This is a genomic window from Jeongeupia wiesaeckerbachi, assembly GCF_050916355.1.
Taxonomy (GTDB): domain Bacteria; phylum Pseudomonadota; class Gammaproteobacteria; order Burkholderiales; family Chitinibacteraceae; genus Jeongeupia; species Jeongeupia wiesaeckerbachi.
On sequence record NZ_CP136946.1, the window covers coordinates 798,645 to 818,304 of the forward strand.

Sequence of the window (19,660 nt, forward strand, 5' to 3'; positions counted from 1 at the left end):
TATATTGCCGTTTGGTGACACTGGCGTGGCGGAAAGTCCGGGGCAGATCAAAAAAGCGCTGCAGCAATGCAAACAGGCCGGAAAACCGGCCTGTTCGAAAACGACGTCCGCTCAATGATGCTTGTGGTAGATCGCGGCCGGGTCTTTGAGCACCGGGTCGACGGTATCCCACTCGCCATGGTTCAGCACGCGGTAGAAGCAGCTCTCGCGGCCGGTATGGCAGGCAATGCCGCCATCCTGCTCGATCACATAAATCAGCACGTCGCCGTCGCAGTCGAGGCGGATTTCCAGCACGTGCTGGAAGTGGCCGCTCTCCTCGCCCTTGTGCCACAGCTTCTGGCGCGAACGCGTCCAGTAGTGGGCGGTACCGTTCTCGGCGGTTTTTTCGACCGCTTCGCGGTTGGCGTAGGCGAACATCAGCACCCGGCCGGTGTGCGCGTCCTGCGCGATCACCGGCACCAGGCCCTTGTCGTCCCACTTGATCTCGTCGAGCCAGCGCGTGCTCACAGTCGCACCTCGATTCCTGCCGCGCGCATCGCGGCTTTGGCCTGCGCCACCGTGTATTCGCCGAAATGGAAGATCGACGCCGCCAGCACCGCATCGGCATGGCCGTCGATCACGCCGTCGACCAGATGCTGCAGATTGCCGACGCCGCCCGAAGCAATCACCGGAATGTCCACGGCGTCGGACACCGCGCGCGTCAGCGGCAGGTTGAAGCCGATCTTGGTGCCGTCTCTGTCCATGCTGGTCAGCAGGATTTCGCCAGCGCCGAGCTGCTGCATCTTCACCGCCCACTCGACCGCATCGAGCCCGGTCGGCCGGCGGCCGCCGTGGGTGAAGATTTCCCAGCGGGTATTGCTGGCGTCGACCGCCTTGGCATCGATTGCCACGACAATCGCCTGACTGCCGAAACGGCTGGCCGCCGCCTCGACGACTTCCGGATTGCTCACCGCCGTCGTGTTGATCGACACCTTGTCGGCGCCGGCGTTCAGCAGCCGGCGCACGTCGTCGACCTTGCGCACGCCGCCGCCGACGGTCAGCGGAATGAAGACCTGCGAGGCAACCGCGTCGATCACGTGCAGGATCAGGTCACGGTCGTCCGAGCTGGCGGTGATGTCGAGAAAGGTCAGCTCGTCGGCGCCCTGCGCGTCGTACTTCTTGGCGATCTCGACCGGATCACCGGCGTCGCGCAGGCCGACGAAATTGACGCCCTTGACGACGCGACCGGCGGTCACGTCGAGGCAAGGGATGATGCGTTTGGCGAGCGGCATCAGGCTTCCACGGCTTCGAGCTTGCCGTCGGCGAGTTCCTGCGCCGCCTTGAAGTCGATCGTGCCTTCGTAAATCGCACGGCCGGTGATCACGCCCTCGATGCCTTCGGATTCGACTTCGACCAGCTTCTTCACGTCGTCGAGGTCGGTCAGGCCGCCCGAGGCGATCACCGGAATGCGCAGCGCCTGCGCCAGCTTCACGGTGGCTTCGATATTCACGCCCGACAGCATGCCGTCGCGACCGATGTCGGTGTAGATCACGCTTTCGACGCCGTAGCCCTCGAAGCGCTGGGCCAGATCGATCACGTCGTGGTCGGTGACCTTGGCCCAGCCGTCGGTGGCGACCTTGCCGTCCTTGGCGTCGAGGCCGACGATGATGTGGCCCGGGAAAGCATCGCACGCTTCGTGCAGGAAGCCCGGCTGCTTGACCGCGGCGGTGCCGATGATCACGTAGTCGATACCGGCATCGAGGTACATCTCGATCGTGTCGAGATTGCGGATGCCGCCGCCGAGCTGCACCGGCACCTCGCCGTCGATCGCCTTGATGATGCTTTTGACCGCGTCGAGGTTCTTGGGTTTGCCGGCAAACGCGCCGTTCAGGTCGACCAGATGCATGCGGCGCGCGCCCTGGCCGAGCCAGTGGCTGACGAAGCTCGCCGGGTCGTCGGAGAAGACGGTAGCGTCGTTCATAAGGCCTTGGCGCAGGCGAACGCACTGGCCGTCTTTGAGGTCGATAGCAGGAATGATCAGCATGATGACGATGACGAATGGGTGTTCGAAGGACGGGACGAGCTGGCGCGAAAACCTGCCACCAGTGCGCTAAGCGGAAAATACACAGCAAAAAAAATCAGGTAGTTCATCTGGGAGGACATGCCCGCCATTGCTTGCAGCACCAGCGCCAACACACCGACAGTCTGGAGCGACTGCAGCAACGAGGTACGCAAGCACTGCGGCAACGATTTCACGACGGCCCCTTACTGACGCCCATCCCAGTTTACGAAGTTGCTCAACAACTTGAGCCCTGCACTGGCCGATTTCTCCGGATGGCACTGGATCGCAAAGATGTTGTCTTGCGCGACCGCAGCGGCAAAGCGGTAGGGATAGGCCGATTCGATGACGGCGATATCGTCGGCACCGGCGAAATGATAGCTGTGGACGAAATAAAAGCGCTCGCCATCGGCGATGCCCTGCCACAACGGGTGGGCGTGCTTGATGAACATTTCGTTCCAGCCCATATGCGGCACCTTGAGCTTGTTGCCGCCCGCGTCGCGCATTTTTTCGGGCGGAAAGCGCACCACCTGCCCCGGAAACACGCCGAGGCTGTCGGTCGGACCTTCTTCGCTGCGCGCGAACAGCAGTTGCGCACCGACGCAGATGCCGAGGAACGGCCGATCGGCGGCGGCCTTGAGCACTTCGGCCTTGAGGCCCGATTCGTCGAGATGGCGCATGCAGTCGGGCATCGCGCCCTGACCGGGGAACACGACCTTGTCGGCCGATGCGACCACGGCCGGATCGGCCGTCAGCACCACCTCGGCGCGGCCTTCCGCGACCAGCTCGAAGGCCTTGGTCACCGAATGCAGATTGCCCATGCCGTAATCGACGATGGCGATTTTTTGCATATCAGCCTACCAGCGTGCCTTTGGTCGACGGCGTGATGCCGGCCATGCGTTCGTCGTGCTCGACCGCCATGCGCAGCGCGCGGCCCATTGCCTTGAAGATCGTCTCGGCCTGATGGTGGGCGTTCTTGCCCTTCAGGTTGTCGATATGCAGGCTGATCGCGGCGTGGTTGACGAAGCCGCGGAAGAACTCGCCGAACAGGTCGACGTCGAAACCGCCGATCACCGCGCGGGTGTATTCGCACTCGTACTCGAGACAGGGACGACCGGACAGGTCGACAACGACGCGCGATAGCGCTTCGTCGAGCGGCACGTAGGCATGGCCGTAACGGCGGATGCCCTTCTTGTCACCGACGGCCTTGGCAAAAGCCTGGCCGAGCGTGATGCCGACATCCTCGACGGTGTGGTGCGCATCGATGTGCAGATCGCCGACCGCCTTGATGTCGAGATCGATCAAGCCGTGACGGGCGATCTGGTCGAGCATGTGCTCGAAGAACGGCACGCCGGTATCGAAACGGGACTGGCCGGAGCCGTCGAGATTGACCGAAACCGTGATCTGGGTTTCGAGGGTGTTGCGGGTAACAGTAGCCTGACGCATGGATAGCCCCGATTGCGGTCGGGAGTTGGACGTAATTAATGCAGATTCTCCAACAGATTGCCGTCTGCGGGAAGGGGCGGGCCGACATGCGTATCCGGGCCGCGCATTTTCCGGCGTGAGACGGGCCCGGTTCGGGTCGATCTAGCGGACGACGCGGCTGCGCCCCTGCTTCGCCACGCCGGCACGCAACGCCGCCTCGAAACCGGTCCGCGCCCAGTGCAGCAGCGCGGTCGAATCGTCGAGCGCGGCGTCGGGCAAGCGAAAGTAGGACATCGTCTGCGTCTTGCCGCGGACCGTGTAGCTGAACGGCGGCACGCCTTCGGCAACGAAGGCCGCACGGTTCTGCGCATCGGCCTTCAGATAGAGCACGTCGTCGTCGATGATGGCAAAGAAGGCCTCGTCGCAATACAGCCCCCAGCCGCCGAACATCGACTTGGCGCGGATCGCCCCCAGCGGCGCCAGTTCGTCGATCAGCCAGTCCAGATACTCGCTGCGTTGGCGCATTCAGCCTCCCTTGACGGTTTTTCCCAGCGATTCGCCCAGCCGGCGCATCGCCGCGGACGGATCGTCGGCGGCGAGTTTAACCGCGATCAGCGTCGGCCGGTCGGCGTTGGCCAGCGCGTGCTGCCACGCCGCGTCGAAGGTCTGCTCGTCGCCGACGCTGAATGCATACAGCGGGCCAAAGACCTCGGCGAGCGCGTCGAAACGCCATGGCGCAATATTGTTGAACGGCCCGTCGAGAATGAAGCGTTCGGTGCTGTAGCCGGCGTTGTCGAAGACAATCACCACCGGATTGAGACCGAGCCACGCCGCCGTCGACAATTCCATCCCGGTCATCTGGAACGCGCCGTCGCCGACCAGCACCAAGGGCCGCAGCCCGCTGCCGAGCTGGGCGCCAAGCGCCGCCGGCACCGCAAAACCCATCGTCGTGTAGTACGCCGACGCCAGAAAACCGGTGCGCGGATGCGTGCGCAGTTCGAGCGAAGCGAACAGGCAGTCGCCGGTATCGGCGACGACGATCATGTCGTCGGGCAGTGTGTCGTTGAGCCGGCCGATCAGCCGCGACACGGTCATCGCGTCGCCCGGCTCGGGAAAGCCCGGCGCCGACGTCGGCAGGCTGTGCGCCGGCCATTCGGCGCGGGATTCGGGCAGCGCCGCGATCAGGGCGGCGACGAAGTCGGCGAGCCGCACGTTCGGGTAGCGGTGATGCCGCACGCAGACCTCGTCGCCGCGCGCCTGGACCATGTGGCGCGGATCGAGCTGGGCGGTGAACACGCCGAGGTCGACGTCGTTCAGCGTTGCGCCGAGCAGCAGCAGGATATCGGCGCCTTCGATCACGCTACGGGCGTAATCGGCGCCCATCGCGCCCTCGTAGATGCCGAGATAGGCCGGGTGATGTTCGGCAATCACCGACTTGCCGGTCAGTGTCGCCGCGACCGGCCAGCGCAGCTTGTCGACCAGCGCCGCCAGCGCATCCTGCTGCCGGTAGCGGTGCAGCTCGACCCCGGCCAGCACCGCGCCGCGACCGGCACCGGTGAGCAACGCCACCGTTTCGGCGACGGCCTCGGCCAGCGCGTCGGCATCGCTGCCTTCGTCGTCGAACACGCACTCGGGCTGCAGGTGGATCACCGTGTCGACGCGATCGCGCGGCAGCTCAAGGTAAACGGGCCGGCTATAGCGTCGCGCCGCCGCCAGCGCCCGGTCGATCTGCCTCGCCGCCAGCAGCGGGTCGTCGAGCACCGCGCAGTAGCACGTCAGCCGTTCGAAGATCTCACGCTGGAAATGGTAGGGGCCGAAGCGGTGATGCAAGAGCGGCCGTTCGCGCTGTTCGACTACCCCGGGCGCACCCGAAATCACCACCACCGGCGACGATTCGGCCGCCGCGCCGGCGACCGCGTTGACGACCGACAGCGCGCCGACGCCGTAAGTGACCGCCAGCGCGCCAAGGCCGTGGACGCGCGCATAGGCGTCGGCGGCAAACGCCGCGTTGTCCTCACGCGTGGTGCCGACCTGGACCAGCTCGCTGTGCGCGAGCTGCTGGTACCAGCGCAGGATGTAGTCGCCGGGGACGCCGAAAACGTGGCGCACGCCCTCTTCATGCAGCCGTTGCAGCAGGTACTGACCGATGCTGGTGCTCATGACGTTCTCCCGCGTCGTGGACCTGGTATCAATCTAGGCCTGCACTTGCCATTGCATTGCTGATCAGCGCTTTTCACCGAGCTGGAGGCGACGGGTTCGCGCGACACGATCGGTAAAAAGTAGCGCTATTTCGCCAGAAAGACCTACAGCTTGAGCGCCTGCGGCGCGGTGTTTGGATGCGCGTTCCGCCGCACGGACGGGATACTTTCTTTGCTTCGCCAATAGAAAGTATCCAAAGAAAGGCGACCCCGCATTCGCGCCCTTCGGGGTTCCCTGCGCTGTGCGCCAAACGCGGCGGGGTCCTGAACTCGCCCTACGGGCTCAAACAGCCAGGCCCCGAAACCCCGCGCTCGGCTGTGCTGCTCGGCGCTGCTGAGGGGATCTGAGCGGCATGCTACCGGCGGTGAAAAGCGCGCCGTTTTCATCCCGTCCGCCAGCGCCGAGGAGTGGAGCGAGACGAGCCGGCCTTATGGCTTGGCTCGCGACCGACCGAGGGCAGCCCGGAGGGCCGTAAGGCGCGGTCACGCCCAAGCTTAGCGGCTATGCCGCTTAGCGACGCGCGATGCAGCGCACGCCTTTGGGGTGAAGGGGGCTTTGGCGAGACAAAGCTCCCTTCCCGTATGCGCGGCGGAACGCGCAGCAATGCTTTTACCCTGCGCCGCAGGCGCTACGCCTTTGCCTTTGCCTTTGGCCTTGGCCTTGGCCTTCCGCCTCAAACCCACAAAGAAAAGAGCGCCCGCAGGCGCCCTTCTCCACCGCCAACCATCATCAACCGCGTGGCCTTACCAACTGCCAAGCCCGCGTCACATAGCTAGCGGAACCAAAACCGCTCCACACATGCACCAGCCGCGTGAACGGGAAGATCACGAACAAGGTCATGCCCATGAAGATATGCAGCTTGAAAATGCCCGGCGCATTGACGATGTAGCCCGCCGCGTCGCCGCGGAAGGTCAGGATGCGCTGCGCCCACTCCATGAACAGCGTCATCATGTGACCGTCGAGATGGTCCTTCGAGACGACGATCGTCGACAGGCCGAGGATCAGCGTCACGGTGATCCAGCCCAGCGTCAGCTTGTCGCGCCAGGTCGTGATCGCCCGCAGCCGCTCGCTGCTGATGCGGCGGTAAATCAGGATCAGCGCGCCGATCAGCCCCATTCCGCCGAAGATGCCGCCGGCGACCATCGCCAGCAGCTGCTTGGCGCTGTGGCTCACGCCCAGCGCATCCCACACCGCCAGCGGCGTCAACAGGCCGACGAGGTGGCCGAAGAACACGCCGAGCACGCCGATGTGGAACAGGTAGGAGCCGGCGCGCAGCTTGCGGCGGTCGATCAGCTGGCTCGAGTCGGACTTCCACGTGTACTGCTCGCGCTCGAAGCGCACCAGGCTGCCGAACAGGAAGATCGCCAGGCCGATGTACGGGTAGACCCCGAAAACGAAGTGATGCAGATAACTCATGACCGGGCCTCCTGGGTACGCGGATGGAATTTGACCGGCTGCGGGCCGGCTGCCTGCGACAGCAGCGGTTCGGTGCCGTCGGCACCGGGGCCGAAGGTTTCGAGCATTTCGTCCATGTCGCGGATCGGCGGGGCGACCAGCGGCTGGATCTTCACGCTGGCGAGCGCGACCAGCGCATTCATCACGCAGGCGTAGCGGCTTTCGGCTTCGCCGAGGCGCTCGGCCAGCGCGGCGATCACGTGGACCGCCTCGTTGAGGAAGTCCTGCGCCGTGGCGGTGTCGACGCTGCCGAGGAACTCGAGGAACAGCGGCAGATAGTCGGGCAGCTCGTTGGCGTCGATCTCGAAGCCGTGCTCGCGGTAGGCGTTCATCAGGTCGACCAGCGCCGGACCGCGTTCGCGGCTTTCGCCGTGGATGTGCTCAAAGAGGTGCAGCGAGTGGCCGCGCGAGCGGTCGAACGTCGCGACATAGCCTTCCTGCGCGGTGATCAGGTCGCCGGCCGCCAGCTCGGCCAGCAGCGGAGCGACAGTGATGCGCAACCCGGTCGGTGCGTTGGCCAGCGCGGCGTCGAGTTCGGGCAGCGCGTCGATCAGCTCGGCCTCCGGGTACTGCAGCAATGCAGAGAGCACACGGAAATGCAGTGTGTCGGTCGTCATGGTTTACACCTCCGCCTTGTTCTTACGCGATTTGGGCATGTCGACGAAGATCACCGAGCCTTCCTTGCGTGCGCCGAACAGCCCCTGCGGCGAGGTACCGCCCGAGCAGCCGTTGCCGAAGGTGAAGCCGCAGGCGGCCTTGTCGTTGAAGCTGTCCTCGACCTCTTCCTTGTGGCTGCTCGGAATCACGAAGCGGTCCTCGTAATTGGCGATCGCCATGATCTTGTACATGTCCTCGACCTGCGCCTGCGTCAGCCCGACCTGCTTCAGCACGTCGAGGTCTTCGCTGCCGTGCACCGACTTGCCGCGCATGTAGACGCGCATCGCCAGCATCCGTTCGAGCGCCGACAGCACCGGCGCTTCGTCGCCTGCGGTCAGCAGGTTGGCCAGATAACGAACCGGGATGCGCATTTCGCTGACGTCGGGCAGCAGGCCCTTCTGGTTCATCAGCCCGCGCTCGGCCGCCGACTGGATCGGCGACAGCGGCGGGATGTACCAGACCATCGGCAAGGTGCGGTATTCCGGGTGCAGCGGGAAGGCGACCTTCCATTCCATCGCCATCTTGTAGACCGGCGACTTCTGCGCGGCGGTCAGCCACGAATCCGGAATGCCCTGACGGCGGGCTTCTTCGATCACCGCGTCCGAATGCGGGTCGAGGAAGACCTGCAGCTGCGCCTTGTACAGATCCTTTTCGTCGGCGACGCTGGCGGCCGATTCGATCCGGTCTGCGTCATAGAGGATGACGCCGAGGTAGCGGATACGGCCGACGCACGATTCCGAGCACACCGTCGGCTGGCCGCCCTCGATGCGCGGGAAGCAGAAGGTGCACTTCTCGGCCTTGCCGCTCTGCCAGTTGTAATAGATCTTCTTGTACGGGCAACCCGACACGCACATGCGCCAGCCGCGGCACTTGTCCTGGTCGACCAGCACGATGCCGTCGTCCTCGCGCTTGTACACCGAGCCCGACGGGCACGAGGCGACACAGGCCGGGTTCAGGCAGTGCTCGCACAGCCGCGGCAGATACATCATGAAGGTGTTCTCGAACGTGCTGTACATCTCCTTCTGCACGTCCTCGAACAGCTGGTCCTTCGAACGCTTGGCGAACTCGCCGCCGAGGTCGTCTTCCCAGTTCGGGCCCCAGTTGATCTTGTCCATCGTCCGTCCGGTGATCACCGACACCGGCCTTGCCGTCGGCGGCGTCTGCACTTCCGGCGCGTTCTGCAGCCGGTCGTAGTCGTAGGTGAACGGCTCGTAGTAGTCGTCGATCTCGGGCAGATTCGGGTTGGCGAACATCTGCGCCAGAATACGCAGCTTGCCGCCCTGACGCGGTTCGAGCTTGCCGTTCGGGAGCCGTTTCCAGCCGCCCTTCCACTTCTTCTGGTTTTCCCATTCCTTCGGGTAACCGATGCCGGGCTTGGTCTCGACGTTGTTGAACCACGCGTACTCGACACCGTCGCGCGAAGTCCAGACGTTCTTGCAGGTGACCGAACAGGTATGGCAGCCGATGCACTTGTCGAGGTTGAGCACCATCGCTACCTGGGCGCGAATCTTCATGCTTTTTCTCCTTGGAGCGGGCCTTCCATCCAGTCGACCTTCTTCATCTTGCGGATCACGACGAACTCGTCACGGTTGGCGCCGACGGTGCCGTAGTAGTTGAAGCCGTAGGCCTGCTGCGCGTAGCCGCCGATCATGTGTGTCGGCTTGGTCACCGTGCGCGTTACCGAGTTGTGGATGCCGCCGCGCTTGCCGCTCTGCTCGGCGCCCGGCACGTTGATGATCTTTTCCTGCGCGTGGTACATCAGCGTCATGCCTTCCGGCACGCGCTGGCTGACCACGGCGCGGGCGGTCAGCGTGCCGTTGACGTTGAAGACCTCGATCCAGTCGTTGTCCTCGATGCCGGCCTTCTTCGCGTCGGTTTCCGACAGCCACACGTGCGGGCCGCCGCGGCTCAGCGTCAGCATCCGCAGGTTGTCCGAGTAGGTGGAATGGATGCCCCACTTCTGGTGCGGCGTGATGAAGTTCAGCACGATCTCCTGCTCGCCGTTCGGCTGGCGGCCGAGCATCGGCTGCACCGTCTTCAGGTCGATCGCCGGCTTGTAGACGGCAAAGCCTTCGCCGAAGTCGAGCATCCAGCGGTGGTCCTGATAGAACTGCTGGCGGCCGGTCAGCGTGCGCCACGGGATCAGCTCGTGGACGTTGGTGTAGCCGGCGTTGTAGCTGACTTCCTCGCTCTCGATGCCCGACCAGGTCGGCGACGAAATGATCTTGCGCGGCTGCGCCTGCACGTCGCGGAAGCGGATTTTTTCATGCTCGCGGCCGTTCGCCAGATGCGTGTGGTCGCGACCGGTGACCTCGGACAGCGCGGCCCACGACTTCACCGCGACGTGGCCGTTGGTTTCCGGCGCCAGCGTCAGGATCATCTCTGCCGCGTCGATCGCGGTATCGAGCTTGGGCTGGCCGTTGGCGGCAACGCCGTTCAGCGCGGCCAGCTCGTCGATTTCATGGCCGGTCTGCCAGAAGATGCCCTTGCCACCGTTGTTCACGTTCTTCAGCAAGGGGCCGATGGTGGTGAACTTCTCGTAGATGCGGGCGTAGTCGCGCTCGACCACGGTCATGTTCGGCGCGGTCTTGCCCGGAATCAGCTCGCACTCGCCCTTCTTCCAGTCCTTCGGCGCAAACGGCTGACCCAGTTCGCCCGGGCTGTCGTGCATCAGCGGCGTCAGCACCAGATCCTTCTGCACGCCCAGATACGGGCCGGCGATCTCGGTGAACTTCTTGGCGATGGCCTTGTAGATTTCCCAGTCGGTCTTGCTCTGCCACAACGGCTGAACGGCTTCGGACAGCGGGTGGATGAAGGGATGCATGTCCGAGGTATTGAGGTCGTCCTTCTCGTACCACGTCGCTGTCGGCAGCACGATATCGCCGTAGAGGCAGGTCGTGCTCATCCGGAAGTCGAGCACCGTCAACAGATCGAGCTTGCCCTCGGCGGCCGGGCGGACCTTGATCTCGGACGGCGTGATCGCATCGTTTTCATCCGAGAACACGGCGTTCTGCGTGCCGAGCAGATACTTGAGGAAATACTCGTGGCCCTTGCCCGAGCTGCCGAGCAGGTTCGACCGCCAGACGAAGAGGTTACGCGGGAAGTTCTTCGGATTGTCCGGGTCGTCACAGCTCATATTGAGCTGGCCGGATTTCAGTTGTTCGGCGGCGAACTCGGCCGGATTGCGCCCAAGCGCTTCGGCCTGGCGGACGACGTCGAGCGGGTTGGTTTCGAGCTGCGGCGCGCTCGGCAGCCAGCCCATCCGTTCGGCCTTGGCGTTGAAGTCGATCAGCGACAGGTCCTTGTACGCGGAGGCATCAGCGCTCGGGCCGAGGATCTCGGAGACCGAGAGCTTCTCGTGCCGCCACTGGCTGGTGTGGGCGTAGAAGAACGAGGTGCCGTTCATCTGGCGCGCCGGGCGCTGCCAGTCGAGCGCGAACGCCAGCGGTGTCCAGCCCGGCTGCGGGCGCAGCTTTTCCTGGCCGACGTAGTGCGCCCAGCCGCCGCCGCTCTGGCCGACGCAACCGCACATCATCAAGAGGTTGATGATGCCGCGATAGGTCATGTCGTTGTGGAACCAGTGGTTCAGCGCCGCACCGACGATGACCATGCTCTTGCCGTGCGTGTCGTGGGCGTTCTGGGCGAACTCGCGCGCGATGGTCTCGACGTCGATCGCCGGCACTCCGGTGTGCTTGACCTGCCACGCCGGAGTGTAGGCGACGTCATCGGCATACGAGGTCGCGACATTGCCACCGCCCATGCCGTTGTCGACGCCGTAGTTGGCCAGCAGCAGGTCGTAAACGGTGGCGACCAGCGCGCTCGAACCATCCATCAGCGTTACGCGTTTGGCCGGCACATTACGGAACAGCAGGTCTTCGGCTTCACTTCCGAAGTAGTCGAAGCCGACCGAGGCGACCTCGTCGTGCGCGCCCTTGAGCGACAGCAGCGGATCGATCTCGCCGCCGTCGGCGACGTTCCGCATTTCGAGGTTCCACTTGCCCTTGCGGCCTTCGCCCTCGTTCCAGCGCGAGCCGATCGTGCCGTTCGGCACCGTCAGCGCGCCGGTGGCAGCGTCGATCAGCACCGTTTTCCAGTCCGGGTTCTGCGCTTCGCCGAGATTGCCCGGCAACTGCGAGGCGCGCAGGAAGTGGTCGGCGACGAAGCCGTCCCCCTTGGCGCGCAAGGTCACCAGCATCGGGAAGTCGGTGTACTGCTTGCCGTAGTCGCGGAAGTAGTCCGAGGCGCCGGTCTTGTGGAATTCGTTCAGCACCACGTGACCCATCGCCATCGCCAGCGCGGCGTCGGTGCCCTGCTTCGGCGCCATCCACAGGTCGCCGAACTTGACCATTTCGCCGAAGTCGCTCGATACGGCGACGGTCTTGGTGCCCTTGTAGCGGACTTCGGTATAGAAGTGCGCGTCGGGCGTGCGCGTCATCGGCACGTTCGAGCCCCACACCATCAGATACGTCGAGTTGTACCAGTCGGCCGATTCGGGCACGTCGGTCTGCTCGCCCCAGACTTGCGGGCTGGCCGGCGGCAGGTCGCAGTACCAGTCGTAGAACGACAGCGGCACGCCGCCGATCAGGCCGAGGTAACGCGCGCCGGCGGCGTAGCTGACCATCGACATCGCCGGAATCGGCGAGAAGCCGATCACACGGTCCGGGCCGTAGGTCTTGATCGTGTAGGCGTTCGATGCGGCAATCAGCTCGGTGACTTCGTCCCAGCCGGTGCGCACGAAGCCGCCGAGGCCGCGCACCGATTTGTACGATGCCGACTTGGCCGGGTCTTCGACGATGCTCGCCCATGCTTCGATCGGAGCCAGGGTCTTGCGGGCCTCGCGCCACAGCCGCGCGAGCCGGCCGCGGATCATCGGGTGCTTGACGCGCTGCGCCGAGTAGACGTACCACGAATAGGAAGCACCACGCGGACAGCCGCGCGGTTCGTGGTTCGGCAGGTCCGGCCGGGTGCGCGGGTAGTCGGTCTGCTGCAGCTCCCAGGTGATCAGCCCGTTCTTGACGAAGATGCGCCAGCTGCACGAGCCGGTGCAATTGACGCCGTGGGTCGAGCGCACGACCTTGTCGTGGGTCCAGCGGTTGCGGTAGCCGTTTTCCCACTGACGGTCTTCGTTGACCACGGCGCCGTGGCCGTCGGCGAAGGTGTCGCGGGTCTTGGAGAGGAATTTCAATCGGTCCAGAAAGTGGCTCATGCTGCCTCCGGTTGCGGTTCTGGTCAGCGCGCGAAGGCGCTTCTATGGATGAACCGAGCGTACGGCAGCCGGGACGAGCACAACATTCGCCGCACGATCAGGCGGCCCGGCGCAATCGGCTTAGCCCGGCTAGTCCGAAGTGACTAGCCGGGCACAAGGAGAAACAATGCGCAACCTCGTGATCCTGGCCCATCCCCACCTCGGTGGCTCGGTCGTCCATGCCCGGCTGGCCGAGATGCTGGCCGAAGCCGGCGACGTCTCGCTGCACCATGCCGACACGCTGATCGCCGAAAACGCCTTCGACGTCGACGAAGAGCGCGAGGCCTGTCGACACGCCAGCCGGCTGGTGCTGCAGTTCCCGCTGTACTGGTTCGCGCCGCCGGCGTCGCTCAAGGTCTGGCTCGACACGGTGCTCGACCCGGCCTGGGCGCTGGCCGAGCCGCACCCGCTTGCGGGCAAGACGCTGCAGGTGGTCGCCAGCTACGCCAGCCCGCGCTGGGGGCCATCGGCGCCCGCGGAGTTGATGCTGCCGCTGCACGACACCGCCCAGCTATGCGGCATGGTCTGGGCCGAGCCGCTGCTGCTCGACGTCGGCGACACGCCGCTTGCGGTCGTCGGCCCGTTTGCCGAGCGCTACCGGCAATTGCTCGAATCACCGGCCTGACAAAACAAAACCCCGCCGATGCGGGGTTTTGTTGGCCGTCGGGCAGGGTGCATCAGCACGGCATTTCGGCGTTCTTGCGCGCGAAATACCACCAGGTGAGCGCCGCGCACGACACGTAGAACACGATGAAGGCATACAGCGCTGCTTCGGCCGCGCCGGTGGCTTTCATCGAGAAACCGAAGGTTTGCGGGATGATGAAGCCGCCATAGGCGCCGATTGCGCTGATGAAGCCGGCGGCGGCGGCCGATTCGCGTGCACCGTCGGCCTCGGCCTCCTTGATCGAGGCGGCGTCGCGGCCCTTGGCTTCACGCATGGCCAGCGTCGAAAAGATCGTCGGAATCATCCGATAGGTCGAGCCATTGCCGATCCCGGCAAGCAGGAACAGCGCGAGGAAGCACAGGAAGAAGCCCATGAAACTGCCGGCTCCGCTGGCGCCGGGCAGGAAGGACAGCACGCCGAGCACCGCAACCACCATGCCAACGAAGATGCCGAGCGTGACCCGGGCGCCGCCGAGCTTGTCCGACACCATGCCGCCAAGCGGCCGGATCAACGCGCCGATCAGCGGGCCGATGAAGGCCACCTTGGTCGGATCGACATCGGGGAACTGGGTTTTCGACAGCAGCATGAAACCGGCCGAAAAACCGATGAAGCTGCCGAAGGTGCCGAGATAGAGCCAGCACATCAGCCAGTTGTGCTTGCGCTTGAAGATCACCGCCTGTTCAGCGAACGAGGCCTTGGCCGACGCGAGGTCGTTCATGCCGAACCACGCAGCCAGCGTCGCGGCAATGACGAAGGGTACCCAGACGAAGGTGGCATTCTGCAGCCAGATCTCGCCGCCATTCGGCAAGGCTTGCGGGTTGCCGCCAAAGGCGCCGAACATGCCAACGGTAATCGCCAGCGGCATCACGAACTGCGCAATCGACACGCCGAGGTTACCGAGGCCGGCGTTCATGCCGTTGGCGTAGCCTTTCTGCGCCTTCGGGAAGAAGTAGGCGATATTGGCCATCGAGCTGGCGAAGTTGCCGCCGCCAAAACCGGTCAGCAGCGCGATGATCAGCATCACCGGATACGGCGTGGTCGGATCCTGCACCGCGTAGCCGAGCCAGATCGCCGGAATCAGCAAGGATGCGGTCGAGATCGTCGTCCACTTGCGCCCGCCCATCATCGACGGCAGGAAGCTGTAGAAAATCCGCAGCGTCGCGCCCGACAGCGACGGCAAGGCGGTCAGCAGGAAGAGCTGGTCCTTGGTGTACGAGAAGCCCACCAGCGGCATCTTCAGCACCACGATGCTCCAGACGATCGAGCACGAGAAGGCCAGCAGTAGACACGGAATCGAAATCCACAGATTGCGTTTGGCGATCAGTGAACCCGTTTCCTGCCAGAAGACCGGATCTTCGGGCTCCCAGCGTTTGATCAAGGCATTGGACATTGCGTTATCCCCGTTGGCGGGCGCCGACGCGCCGCGTGTTTTGAACGGTAGTACAGCCTCCCGCAGGAAGCCATTGCACGCAATGTAGCCCCGGCCGCGCAATCGGACCATTCGCCATCCGCCGCGGTCGCGGCGGGCCAAATGGCCGGTCCGGCTAGTCCTTTCGGACTAGGGACGCTCAGCCCGGCTGGCCGTCGGCCCTCGCCTTCAGATAGACCGGCAAGGCCTGCGCCGCCCAGATCACGAAGGCGAGCAGCGCCGCGCAACCCGCCGCGGCATGCAGGGCGAACTGCGCCTGTGGCCAGAGTTCGCTGCCGATACGGGCGAGCGCGACGCCGTGCAGCAGCCAGTAGGCGGTCCAGGTCACCGCGCCAGCCGCCAGCGGCCGCCCCGAATGCCCCATCGTCACCCGGGTGACGAAGCCGAGCAGCATCGTCGCAAAAAAGCCGATCGTCAGCGCATGCAGCGGTGCGAACGCGAACAAGGGCCGGCCAAGCGCGTCGGCAATGTCCTGGACGGTAAACAGCAGCAGCGCGATGCCGGCCCACGCAAACGATGCATGCAGCATCACCAGCAGCCGGTTTCCAAACGATGCGAACAGGCGCCAGCGCCAGCTGGTGTACAACAGCAGCGCGGCAAACAGCGCATCGACGGCAGCCGGATTGAACTGCATCAGCACGAAACCGCCGTGCGCCCACGGCAGCACGACAAAGGCGGCAAGCAGCCAGCCCGGGCGCCACGCGGTGTAGCCGGCGATTGCATTGGCCGAGAAGAACGGGATCATCCGGTGGCTGACAGCAAGGAAAACCGGCAGCAGGAAGCCCCAGACGCCCAGCGTCACCGCCGGCTGAAACGCCTCGGCAACGCCGAACCACGAGACGCCGGTCATCGTCGCCAGCGCGATCGCGCCAAGGCCGAAAGCGAACACGACGGCGGTGGCGTGTTTCTTGTCCGGCACCCGGCTGGCACGGATACGGCCGATCCACAGCAGCGTCGCACCCATCCAGGCGATCCAGTGCATCGCATCGCCGAGCGACCACGCGACGGTCCAGCGCAAGGCGATCAGCTGCAGTACCGTGCCGGTCGTGTAGCCGAGGATCGCCGGCGCCCACGCCGCCAGCGGCGGCGGCGCGACGTTCAGCCACTTCGGCCCGGCGGTGTAGATGAAGCCGAGCATGAACAGCGGGAAGAAGCCGAACAGCATCAGATCGGCGTGCAGCCACATCACCGGAATCGCGCTGTGCGTCGAGCCGCCGGACAGCCGCAGCACCATCTCGGCCGCCCACCACGCCAGCGCCAGCACGGCGGCAATGCCGCCAAAAAAGAATGCCGCGCGGTGCGGCGCGTCCCAGAGTCGCTTCATGTCAGTCCTTGTCGGTTCGGCGCGCGGCCATCAGCCGGCCCAGCGCATCCAGTTCATCGGCATTGAGCAGGCGCGCGGCATGCGGATAGAGCTCGCGCTCCTCCCGCTCGGCGTGCGCCGGGTAATCGTGGGCAAAGCGCCGGACGGCATCCGGGTCGAGCGTTGCGCTCTGCCCGATCGCCAGCGCCTGCAAGGCCGGCCGCAAGGCTTGCCATTGCGCGCTCAGGCCATCGTGCTCGGCGGCAATCGCATCGATGCGCGCCCGCAAGGCCGCATCGCCACGTTCGCGCAGCAGCGGAAACAGGTCGTCATCCTCGTCCTGATGATGCAAGGGGGCGGCCATGTCGAAGTAGCGCAGGATGGATGCCGCAGCGCGTACGGCCTCGGCGTCGATACCGTGCGCGGCAAGGTGGTCGGCCAGCTTGGGCAACAGCCCGGCATAGTGTCGCACCCGGTCGTGACAGGCGACCAGCATGGCGATTGGGGTATCGAAGCCCACGGCCTCGGTGGCAAAGGGATTGCGCACGGCGCCTAAAGAAGTATTTTCAATGCATCATTTTTATCCGAACAAGGCCGGCGTGCAAGCCGGCATTGTTACGTTCAGACCGCGATGGCGGCGAAATGACGGCGCGGCGCGGCGATCTCGTCCTGCGCTGCGACGAGCTGCAGCTCGTATTCGCCGGCGGCATGCGTCGTCGCCATGACGGCATCGACGGCGGCCAGCGTGTGCTCGAACGCTGCGCGGACCGCATCACCCTGCAGCAGGCGCGCCAGGAACACGCCCGACGTCAGGTCGCCGACGCCGACCGGCTGGCGATCGAACGCATACAGCGGCCGACGGCCGAGCCACGCTTCGGTCTCGCTGACGACGAGCATTTCAAACTCGTCGGCCGGCTTGCCGGCATAGTCGAGGTGCTTGACCAGCACCAGCTTCGGCCCGCGCGCGATCAGGTCGCGGCAGGCGGCAAGCGCGTCGGCGAGGCTGTCGATCTCGCGGCCGGCGAGCTTTTCCAGCTCCAGGTGATTCGGCGCCATGAGGTCGGCGACCGCCGGCATGTGCTCGACCAGATACTGCTGGATGCCCGGCTGCACCACGCAGCCCTTCTCCGGATGGCCCATCACCGGGTCGCACAGATAGATCGCCCGCGGGTTGGCGGCCTTGACCTTGCGCACCGCCGCTATCACGTAGGCCGCCTGCTCCGGTGCGCCCAGATAGCCCGACAGTACCGCGTCGCAGCGCTGCAATTCGCCAACCGCGTCTATGCCGTCGACCAGCGCGGTGATCTGCGCCGGTTCGAGCGCCTGCCCGGCCCAGCGGCCGTACTGGGTGTGGTTGGAAAACTGCACCGTGTTGATCGGCCAAACGTCGACGCCAAGCCGGCGCATCGGAAACACCGCAGCGCTGTTGCCGGCGTGGCCGTAGACGACATGGGACTGGATGCTGAGGACGTGTTTCATGCGGATAACTCAGGAAAAGGTCGGCACGGTGTCGGCACGCGCCACAAGGCTTAGACGCTGCCTGCGGTCTCGACGACGAGAATGCGCGCCTCGCCGATCGGGCAGGCGAGATGCTCGGTGCCCGTCGACGCGTAGAAAATATCGCCCGTCTCGAGCATCACCGCGCACTCCTCGCCATGCTTGCGATAGCGCATTTCAACCCGGCCATCGAGCACGGCAAAGACCTCCTCGCCGTCGTTGACATGCCAGCGGTAGGGCTGGTCGGTCCAATGCAGACGCGTGGTGATGCCGGCCATATTGGCGATGTCGAGCGCCCCCCATGGCCGGCTGGCGGTGAATGCGCTTGAACGAATGATTTTCATCGTTCGCCGCTCGGGTCAGGCTTCCTGCCAGACGACCAGGCTGTAGTTCTTCTTGCCGCGACGCAGCAGCGTGTAGCGGCCGAACAGGCGCTCGGCATCGGCAAAGGCGTGCTCGATCGATTCGGCCTTGGCGCCATTGATCGCGACCGCGCCGCTGGTGATGAAGGTGCGCGCCTCGCTCTTCGATTTGGCCAGCTCGCCAGCAACGATCGCGTCGATCAGGCCGGTCGCTTTCGGCAGGCTGATCGTCGGCATGCCGTCGAGCGCCAGCTGTTCGAAGTCGTCCTCGGTCAGCGACGCCAGGCTGTCGCTGAACAAGGATTGCGAAATGCGCTTGGCCGCGACCACCGCGTCGTCACCGTGCACCAGCGCGGTCGCCGCTTCGGCGAGGATGCGCTGCGCTTCGGGCTTGCCGTCGCGCGCCTTGTCGTCGGCTTCGATCGCGGCGATCTCTGCCATCGACAGGAAGGTGAAGTAGCGCAGAAACTTGTAGACATCGGCGTCGGCGGTGCCGAGCCAGAACTGGTAGAACTTGTACGGCGAGGTCTTCTTCGGGTCGAGCCATACCGCACCGCCCTCGGTCTTGCCGAATTTGGTGCCGTCGGACTTGGTCACCAGCGGCAAGGTCAGGCCGAACACCTGTTGCTGGTTGCGGCGGCGGGTCAGGTCGATGCCGGCGGTGATGTTGCCCCACTGGTCCGAACCGCCAATCTGCAAGCGGCAGCCGTAGCGGCTGTTCAGCTCGACGAAGTCGTAACCCTGCAGCAGGCTGTAGCTGAATTCGGTGAACGAGATGCCGGACTCGTCGCGGTCGATCCGCTGCTGCACCGACTCCTTCTTGATCATCGCGTTGACCGAGAAGTGCTTGCCGATGTCGCGCAGGAAATCGAGCACGTTCATCGCGCCGAACCAGTCGTGGTTGTTGGCCATGATCGCGGCGTTCTCGCCGTCAAAGCTCAGGAAGGGTTCGACCTGGGTGCGGATGCGGTCGACCCAGGTGGCGATCACGTCGGGCGTGTTGAGCTTGCGCTCGGTCGCCTTGAAGCTCGGGTCGCCGATCATGCCGGTGGCGCCGCCGACCAGCGCGATCGGCTTGTGGCCGGCGAGCTGGAAGCGTTTCAGCACCAGCACCGGCACGAGGTGGCCGAGGTGCAGGCTGTCGGCGGTCGGGTCGAAACCGCAATACAGCGTGACCGGGCCGCTATCGAGCAGCGTGCCCAGGGCGTCGGTGTCGGTAACCTGGGCAATCAGCCCGCGTTCTTGCAGTTGCTGGATCAGTGCTTGCGTGGACATCGTTTCTTCCTGGCTTGCGGCACGCGCGCTGGCGGGCCGGAAAAGACGCGCGCGCCGGTCACGCCGGCGCGCATTCACCCGCAATGATAAAGGCAGTCGCCCCGTCGGTGC

The 19,660-nt window shown here is 65.0% G+C and carries 19 protein-coding genes; 1 reads left to right on the forward strand and 18 read right to left on the reverse strand.

The window, feature by feature from the left end; translation table 11 throughout:
• Positions 1 to 111: 111 nt before the first annotated feature.
• The 12 genes from hisI to R0382_RS04025 form a co-directional block, all read right to left on the reverse strand.
• Positions 112 to 507: a phosphoribosyl-AMP cyclohydrolase gene (gene hisI, locus R0382_RS03970; protein ID WP_432722508.1), complete on the reverse strand. Its 396-nt coding sequence runs from the start codon at positions 505 to 507 to the stop codon at positions 112 to 114.
• On the reverse strand, positions 504 to 1,271 hold the full coding sequence (gene hisF / locus R0382_RS03975) for an imidazole glycerol phosphate synthase subunit HisF (protein ID WP_432722510.1): 768 nt from the start codon (positions 1,269 to 1,271) through the stop codon (positions 504 to 506). Before hisF ends, hisI begins: the two co-directional genes overlap by 4 nt.
• Positions 1,271 to 2,023 carry a 1-(5-phosphoribosyl)-5-[(5-phosphoribosylamino)methylideneamino]imidazole-4-carboxamide isomerase gene (hisA, locus tag R0382_RS03980; protein ID WP_070530144.1) on the reverse strand — a complete coding sequence of 251 codons (753 nt, stop codon included), beginning with the start codon at positions 2,021 to 2,023 and terminating at the stop codon, positions 1,271 to 1,273. Before hisA ends, hisF begins: the two co-directional genes overlap by 1 nt.
• Entirely contained in the window at positions 2,017 to 2,235 is a 219-nt protein-coding gene (locus R0382_RS03985; RefSeq protein WP_432722512.1) for a hypothetical protein, read from the reverse strand. Before R0382_RS03985 ends, hisA begins: the two co-directional genes overlap by 7 nt.
• Positions 2,236 to 2,244: 9 nt before the next feature.
• Positions 2,245 to 2,889, reverse strand: a complete 645-nt coding sequence (gene hisH / locus R0382_RS03990; RefSeq protein WP_432722514.1) for an imidazole glycerol phosphate synthase subunit HisH — start codon at positions 2,887 to 2,889, stop codon at positions 2,245 to 2,247.
• 1 nt (position 2,890) lies between these two features.
• Entirely contained in the window at positions 2,891 to 3,484 is a 594-nt protein-coding gene (hisB, locus tag R0382_RS03995; protein ID WP_432722516.1) for an imidazoleglycerol-phosphate dehydratase HisB, read from the reverse strand.
• A gap of 141 nt (positions 3,485 to 3,625) precedes the next feature.
• Positions 3,626 to 3,988, reverse strand: coding sequence for a TfoX/Sxy family protein (locus R0382_RS04000; RefSeq protein WP_432722517.1), 363 nt, complete (start codon positions 3,986 to 3,988; stop codon positions 3,626 to 3,628).
• Positions 3,989 to 5,623: an alpha-keto acid decarboxylase family protein gene (locus tag R0382_RS04005; RefSeq protein WP_432722519.1), complete on the reverse strand. Its 1,635-nt coding sequence runs from the start codon at positions 5,621 to 5,623 to the stop codon at positions 3,989 to 3,991.
• Positions 5,624 to 6,391: 768 nt separating this feature from the next.
• A complete protein-coding gene (narI, locus tag R0382_RS04010) occupies positions 6,392 to 7,078 on the reverse strand; it encodes a respiratory nitrate reductase subunit gamma (RefSeq protein ID WP_432722521.1) in 687 nt (228 codons plus the stop codon).
• A complete protein-coding gene (narJ, locus tag R0382_RS04015) occupies positions 7,075 to 7,734 on the reverse strand; it encodes a nitrate reductase molybdenum cofactor assembly chaperone (RefSeq protein ID WP_432722522.1) in 660 nt (219 codons plus the stop codon). Before narJ ends, narI begins: the two co-directional genes overlap by 4 nt.
• Before the next feature lie 3 nt (positions 7,735 to 7,737).
• A complete protein-coding gene (gene narH, locus R0382_RS04020) occupies positions 7,738 to 9,288 on the reverse strand; it encodes a nitrate reductase subunit beta (RefSeq protein WP_432722523.1) in 1,551 nt (516 codons plus the stop codon).
• A complete protein-coding gene (locus R0382_RS04025) occupies positions 9,285 to 12,980 on the reverse strand; it encodes a nitrate reductase subunit alpha (RefSeq protein WP_432722524.1) in 3,696 nt (1,231 codons plus the stop codon). Before R0382_RS04025 ends, narH begins: the two co-directional genes overlap by 4 nt.
• A 166-nt stretch (positions 12,981 to 13,146) precedes the next feature.
• Here R0382_RS04025 and R0382_RS04030 point away from each other — a divergent pair, with 166 nt between their 5' ends.
• Positions 13,147 to 13,644 (forward strand): NAD(P)H-dependent oxidoreductase, encoded by a 498-nt coding sequence (locus R0382_RS04030; protein WP_432722526.1) that lies wholly within the window; start codon positions 13,147 to 13,149, stop codon positions 13,642 to 13,644.
• Positions 13,645 to 13,696: 52 nt separating this feature from the next.
• On the opposite strand, the gene R0382_RS04035 is transcribed toward R0382_RS04030, so the two are convergent.
• From R0382_RS04035 to tyrS, 6 genes are all read right to left on the reverse strand, one after another.
• Positions 13,697 to 15,073, reverse strand: a complete 1,377-nt coding sequence (locus R0382_RS04035; RefSeq protein WP_432722528.1) for a NarK family nitrate/nitrite MFS transporter — start codon at positions 15,071 to 15,073, stop codon at positions 13,697 to 13,699.
• A gap of 178 nt (positions 15,074 to 15,251) precedes the next feature.
• Positions 15,252 to 16,436 carry an NnrS family protein gene (locus R0382_RS04040; protein ID WP_432722530.1) on the reverse strand — a complete coding sequence of 395 codons (1,185 nt, stop codon included), beginning with the start codon at positions 16,434 to 16,436 and terminating at the stop codon, positions 15,252 to 15,254.
• A gap of 1 nt (position 16,437) precedes the next feature.
• Positions 16,438 to 16,962, reverse strand: a complete 525-nt coding sequence (locus R0382_RS04045; RefSeq protein WP_432722531.1) for a hemerythrin domain-containing protein — start codon at positions 16,960 to 16,962, stop codon at positions 16,438 to 16,440.
• Between the two features lie 74 nt (positions 16,963 to 17,036).
• On the reverse strand, positions 17,037 to 17,894 hold the full coding sequence (gene pdxY, locus R0382_RS04050; RefSeq protein ID WP_432722533.1) for a pyridoxal kinase PdxY: 858 nt from the start codon (positions 17,892 to 17,894) through the stop codon (positions 17,037 to 17,039).
• Positions 17,895 to 17,944: 50 nt separating this feature from the next.
• Positions 17,945 to 18,256, reverse strand: a complete 312-nt coding sequence (locus R0382_RS04055; RefSeq protein WP_432722535.1) for a cupin domain-containing protein — start codon at positions 18,254 to 18,256, stop codon at positions 17,945 to 17,947.
• A 15-nt stretch (positions 18,257 to 18,271) separates the two neighbouring features.
• Positions 18,272 to 19,549 (reverse strand): tyrosine--tRNA ligase, encoded by a 1,278-nt coding sequence (gene tyrS / locus R0382_RS04060; protein WP_432722536.1) that lies wholly within the window; start codon positions 19,547 to 19,549, stop codon positions 18,272 to 18,274.
• Positions 19,550 to 19,660 lie beyond the last annotated feature (111 nt).

Coding starts and splice junctions, on each gene's coding strand:
- hisF (WP_432722510.1), bottom strand. CDS start 1,271: ATGCCGCTCGCCAAACGCATCATCCCTTGCCTCGACGTGACCGCCGGT.
- hisA (WP_070530144.1), bottom strand. CDS start 2,023: ATGCTGATCATTCCTGCTATCGACCTCAAAGACGGCCAGTGCGTTCGC.
- hisH (WP_432722514.1), bottom strand. CDS start 2,889: ATGCAAAAAATCGCCATCGTCGATTACGGCATGGGCAATCTGCATTCG.
- hisB (WP_432722516.1), bottom strand. CDS start 3,484: ATGCGTCAGGCTACTGTTACCCGCAACACCCTCGAAACCCAGATCACG.
- R0382_RS04000 (WP_432722517.1), bottom strand. CDS start 3,988: ATGCGCCAACGCAGCGAGTATCTGGACTGGCTGATCGACGAACTGGCG.
- R0382_RS04005 (WP_432722519.1), bottom strand. CDS start 5,623: ATGAGCACCAGCATCGGTCAGTACCTGCTGCAACGGCTGCATGAAGAG.
- narI (WP_432722521.1), bottom strand. CDS start 7,078: ATGAGTTATCTGCATCACTTCGTTTTCGGGGTCTACCCGTACATCGGC.
- narJ (WP_432722522.1), bottom strand. CDS start 7,734: ATGACGACCGACACACTGCATTTCCGTGTGCTCTCTGCATTGCTGCAG.
- narH (WP_432722523.1), bottom strand. CDS start 9,288: ATGAAGATTCGCGCCCAGGTAGCGATGGTGCTCAACCTCGACAAGTGC.
- R0382_RS04025 (WP_432722524.1), bottom strand. CDS start 12,980: ATGAGCCACTTTCTGGACCGATTGAAATTCCTCTCCAAGACCCGCGAC.
- R0382_RS04030 (WP_432722526.1), top strand. CDS start 13,147: ATGCGCAACCTCGTGATCCTGGCCCATCCCCACCTCGGTGGCTCGGTC.
- R0382_RS04035 (WP_432722528.1), bottom strand. CDS start 15,073: ATGTCCAATGCCTTGATCAAACGCTGGGAGCCCGAAGATCCGGTCTTC.
- R0382_RS04040 (WP_432722530.1), bottom strand. CDS start 16,436: ATGAAGCGACTCTGGGACGCGCCGCACCGCGCGGCATTCTTTTTTGGC.
- pdxY (WP_432722533.1), bottom strand. CDS start 17,894: ATGAAACACGTCCTCAGCATCCAGTCCCATGTCGTCTACGGCCACGCC.
- R0382_RS04055 (WP_432722535.1), bottom strand. CDS start 18,256: ATGAAAATCATTCGTTCAAGCGCATTCACCGCCAGCCGGCCATGGGGG.
- tyrS (WP_432722536.1), bottom strand. CDS start 19,549: ATGTCCACGCAAGCACTGATCCAGCAACTGCAAGAACGCGGGCTGATT.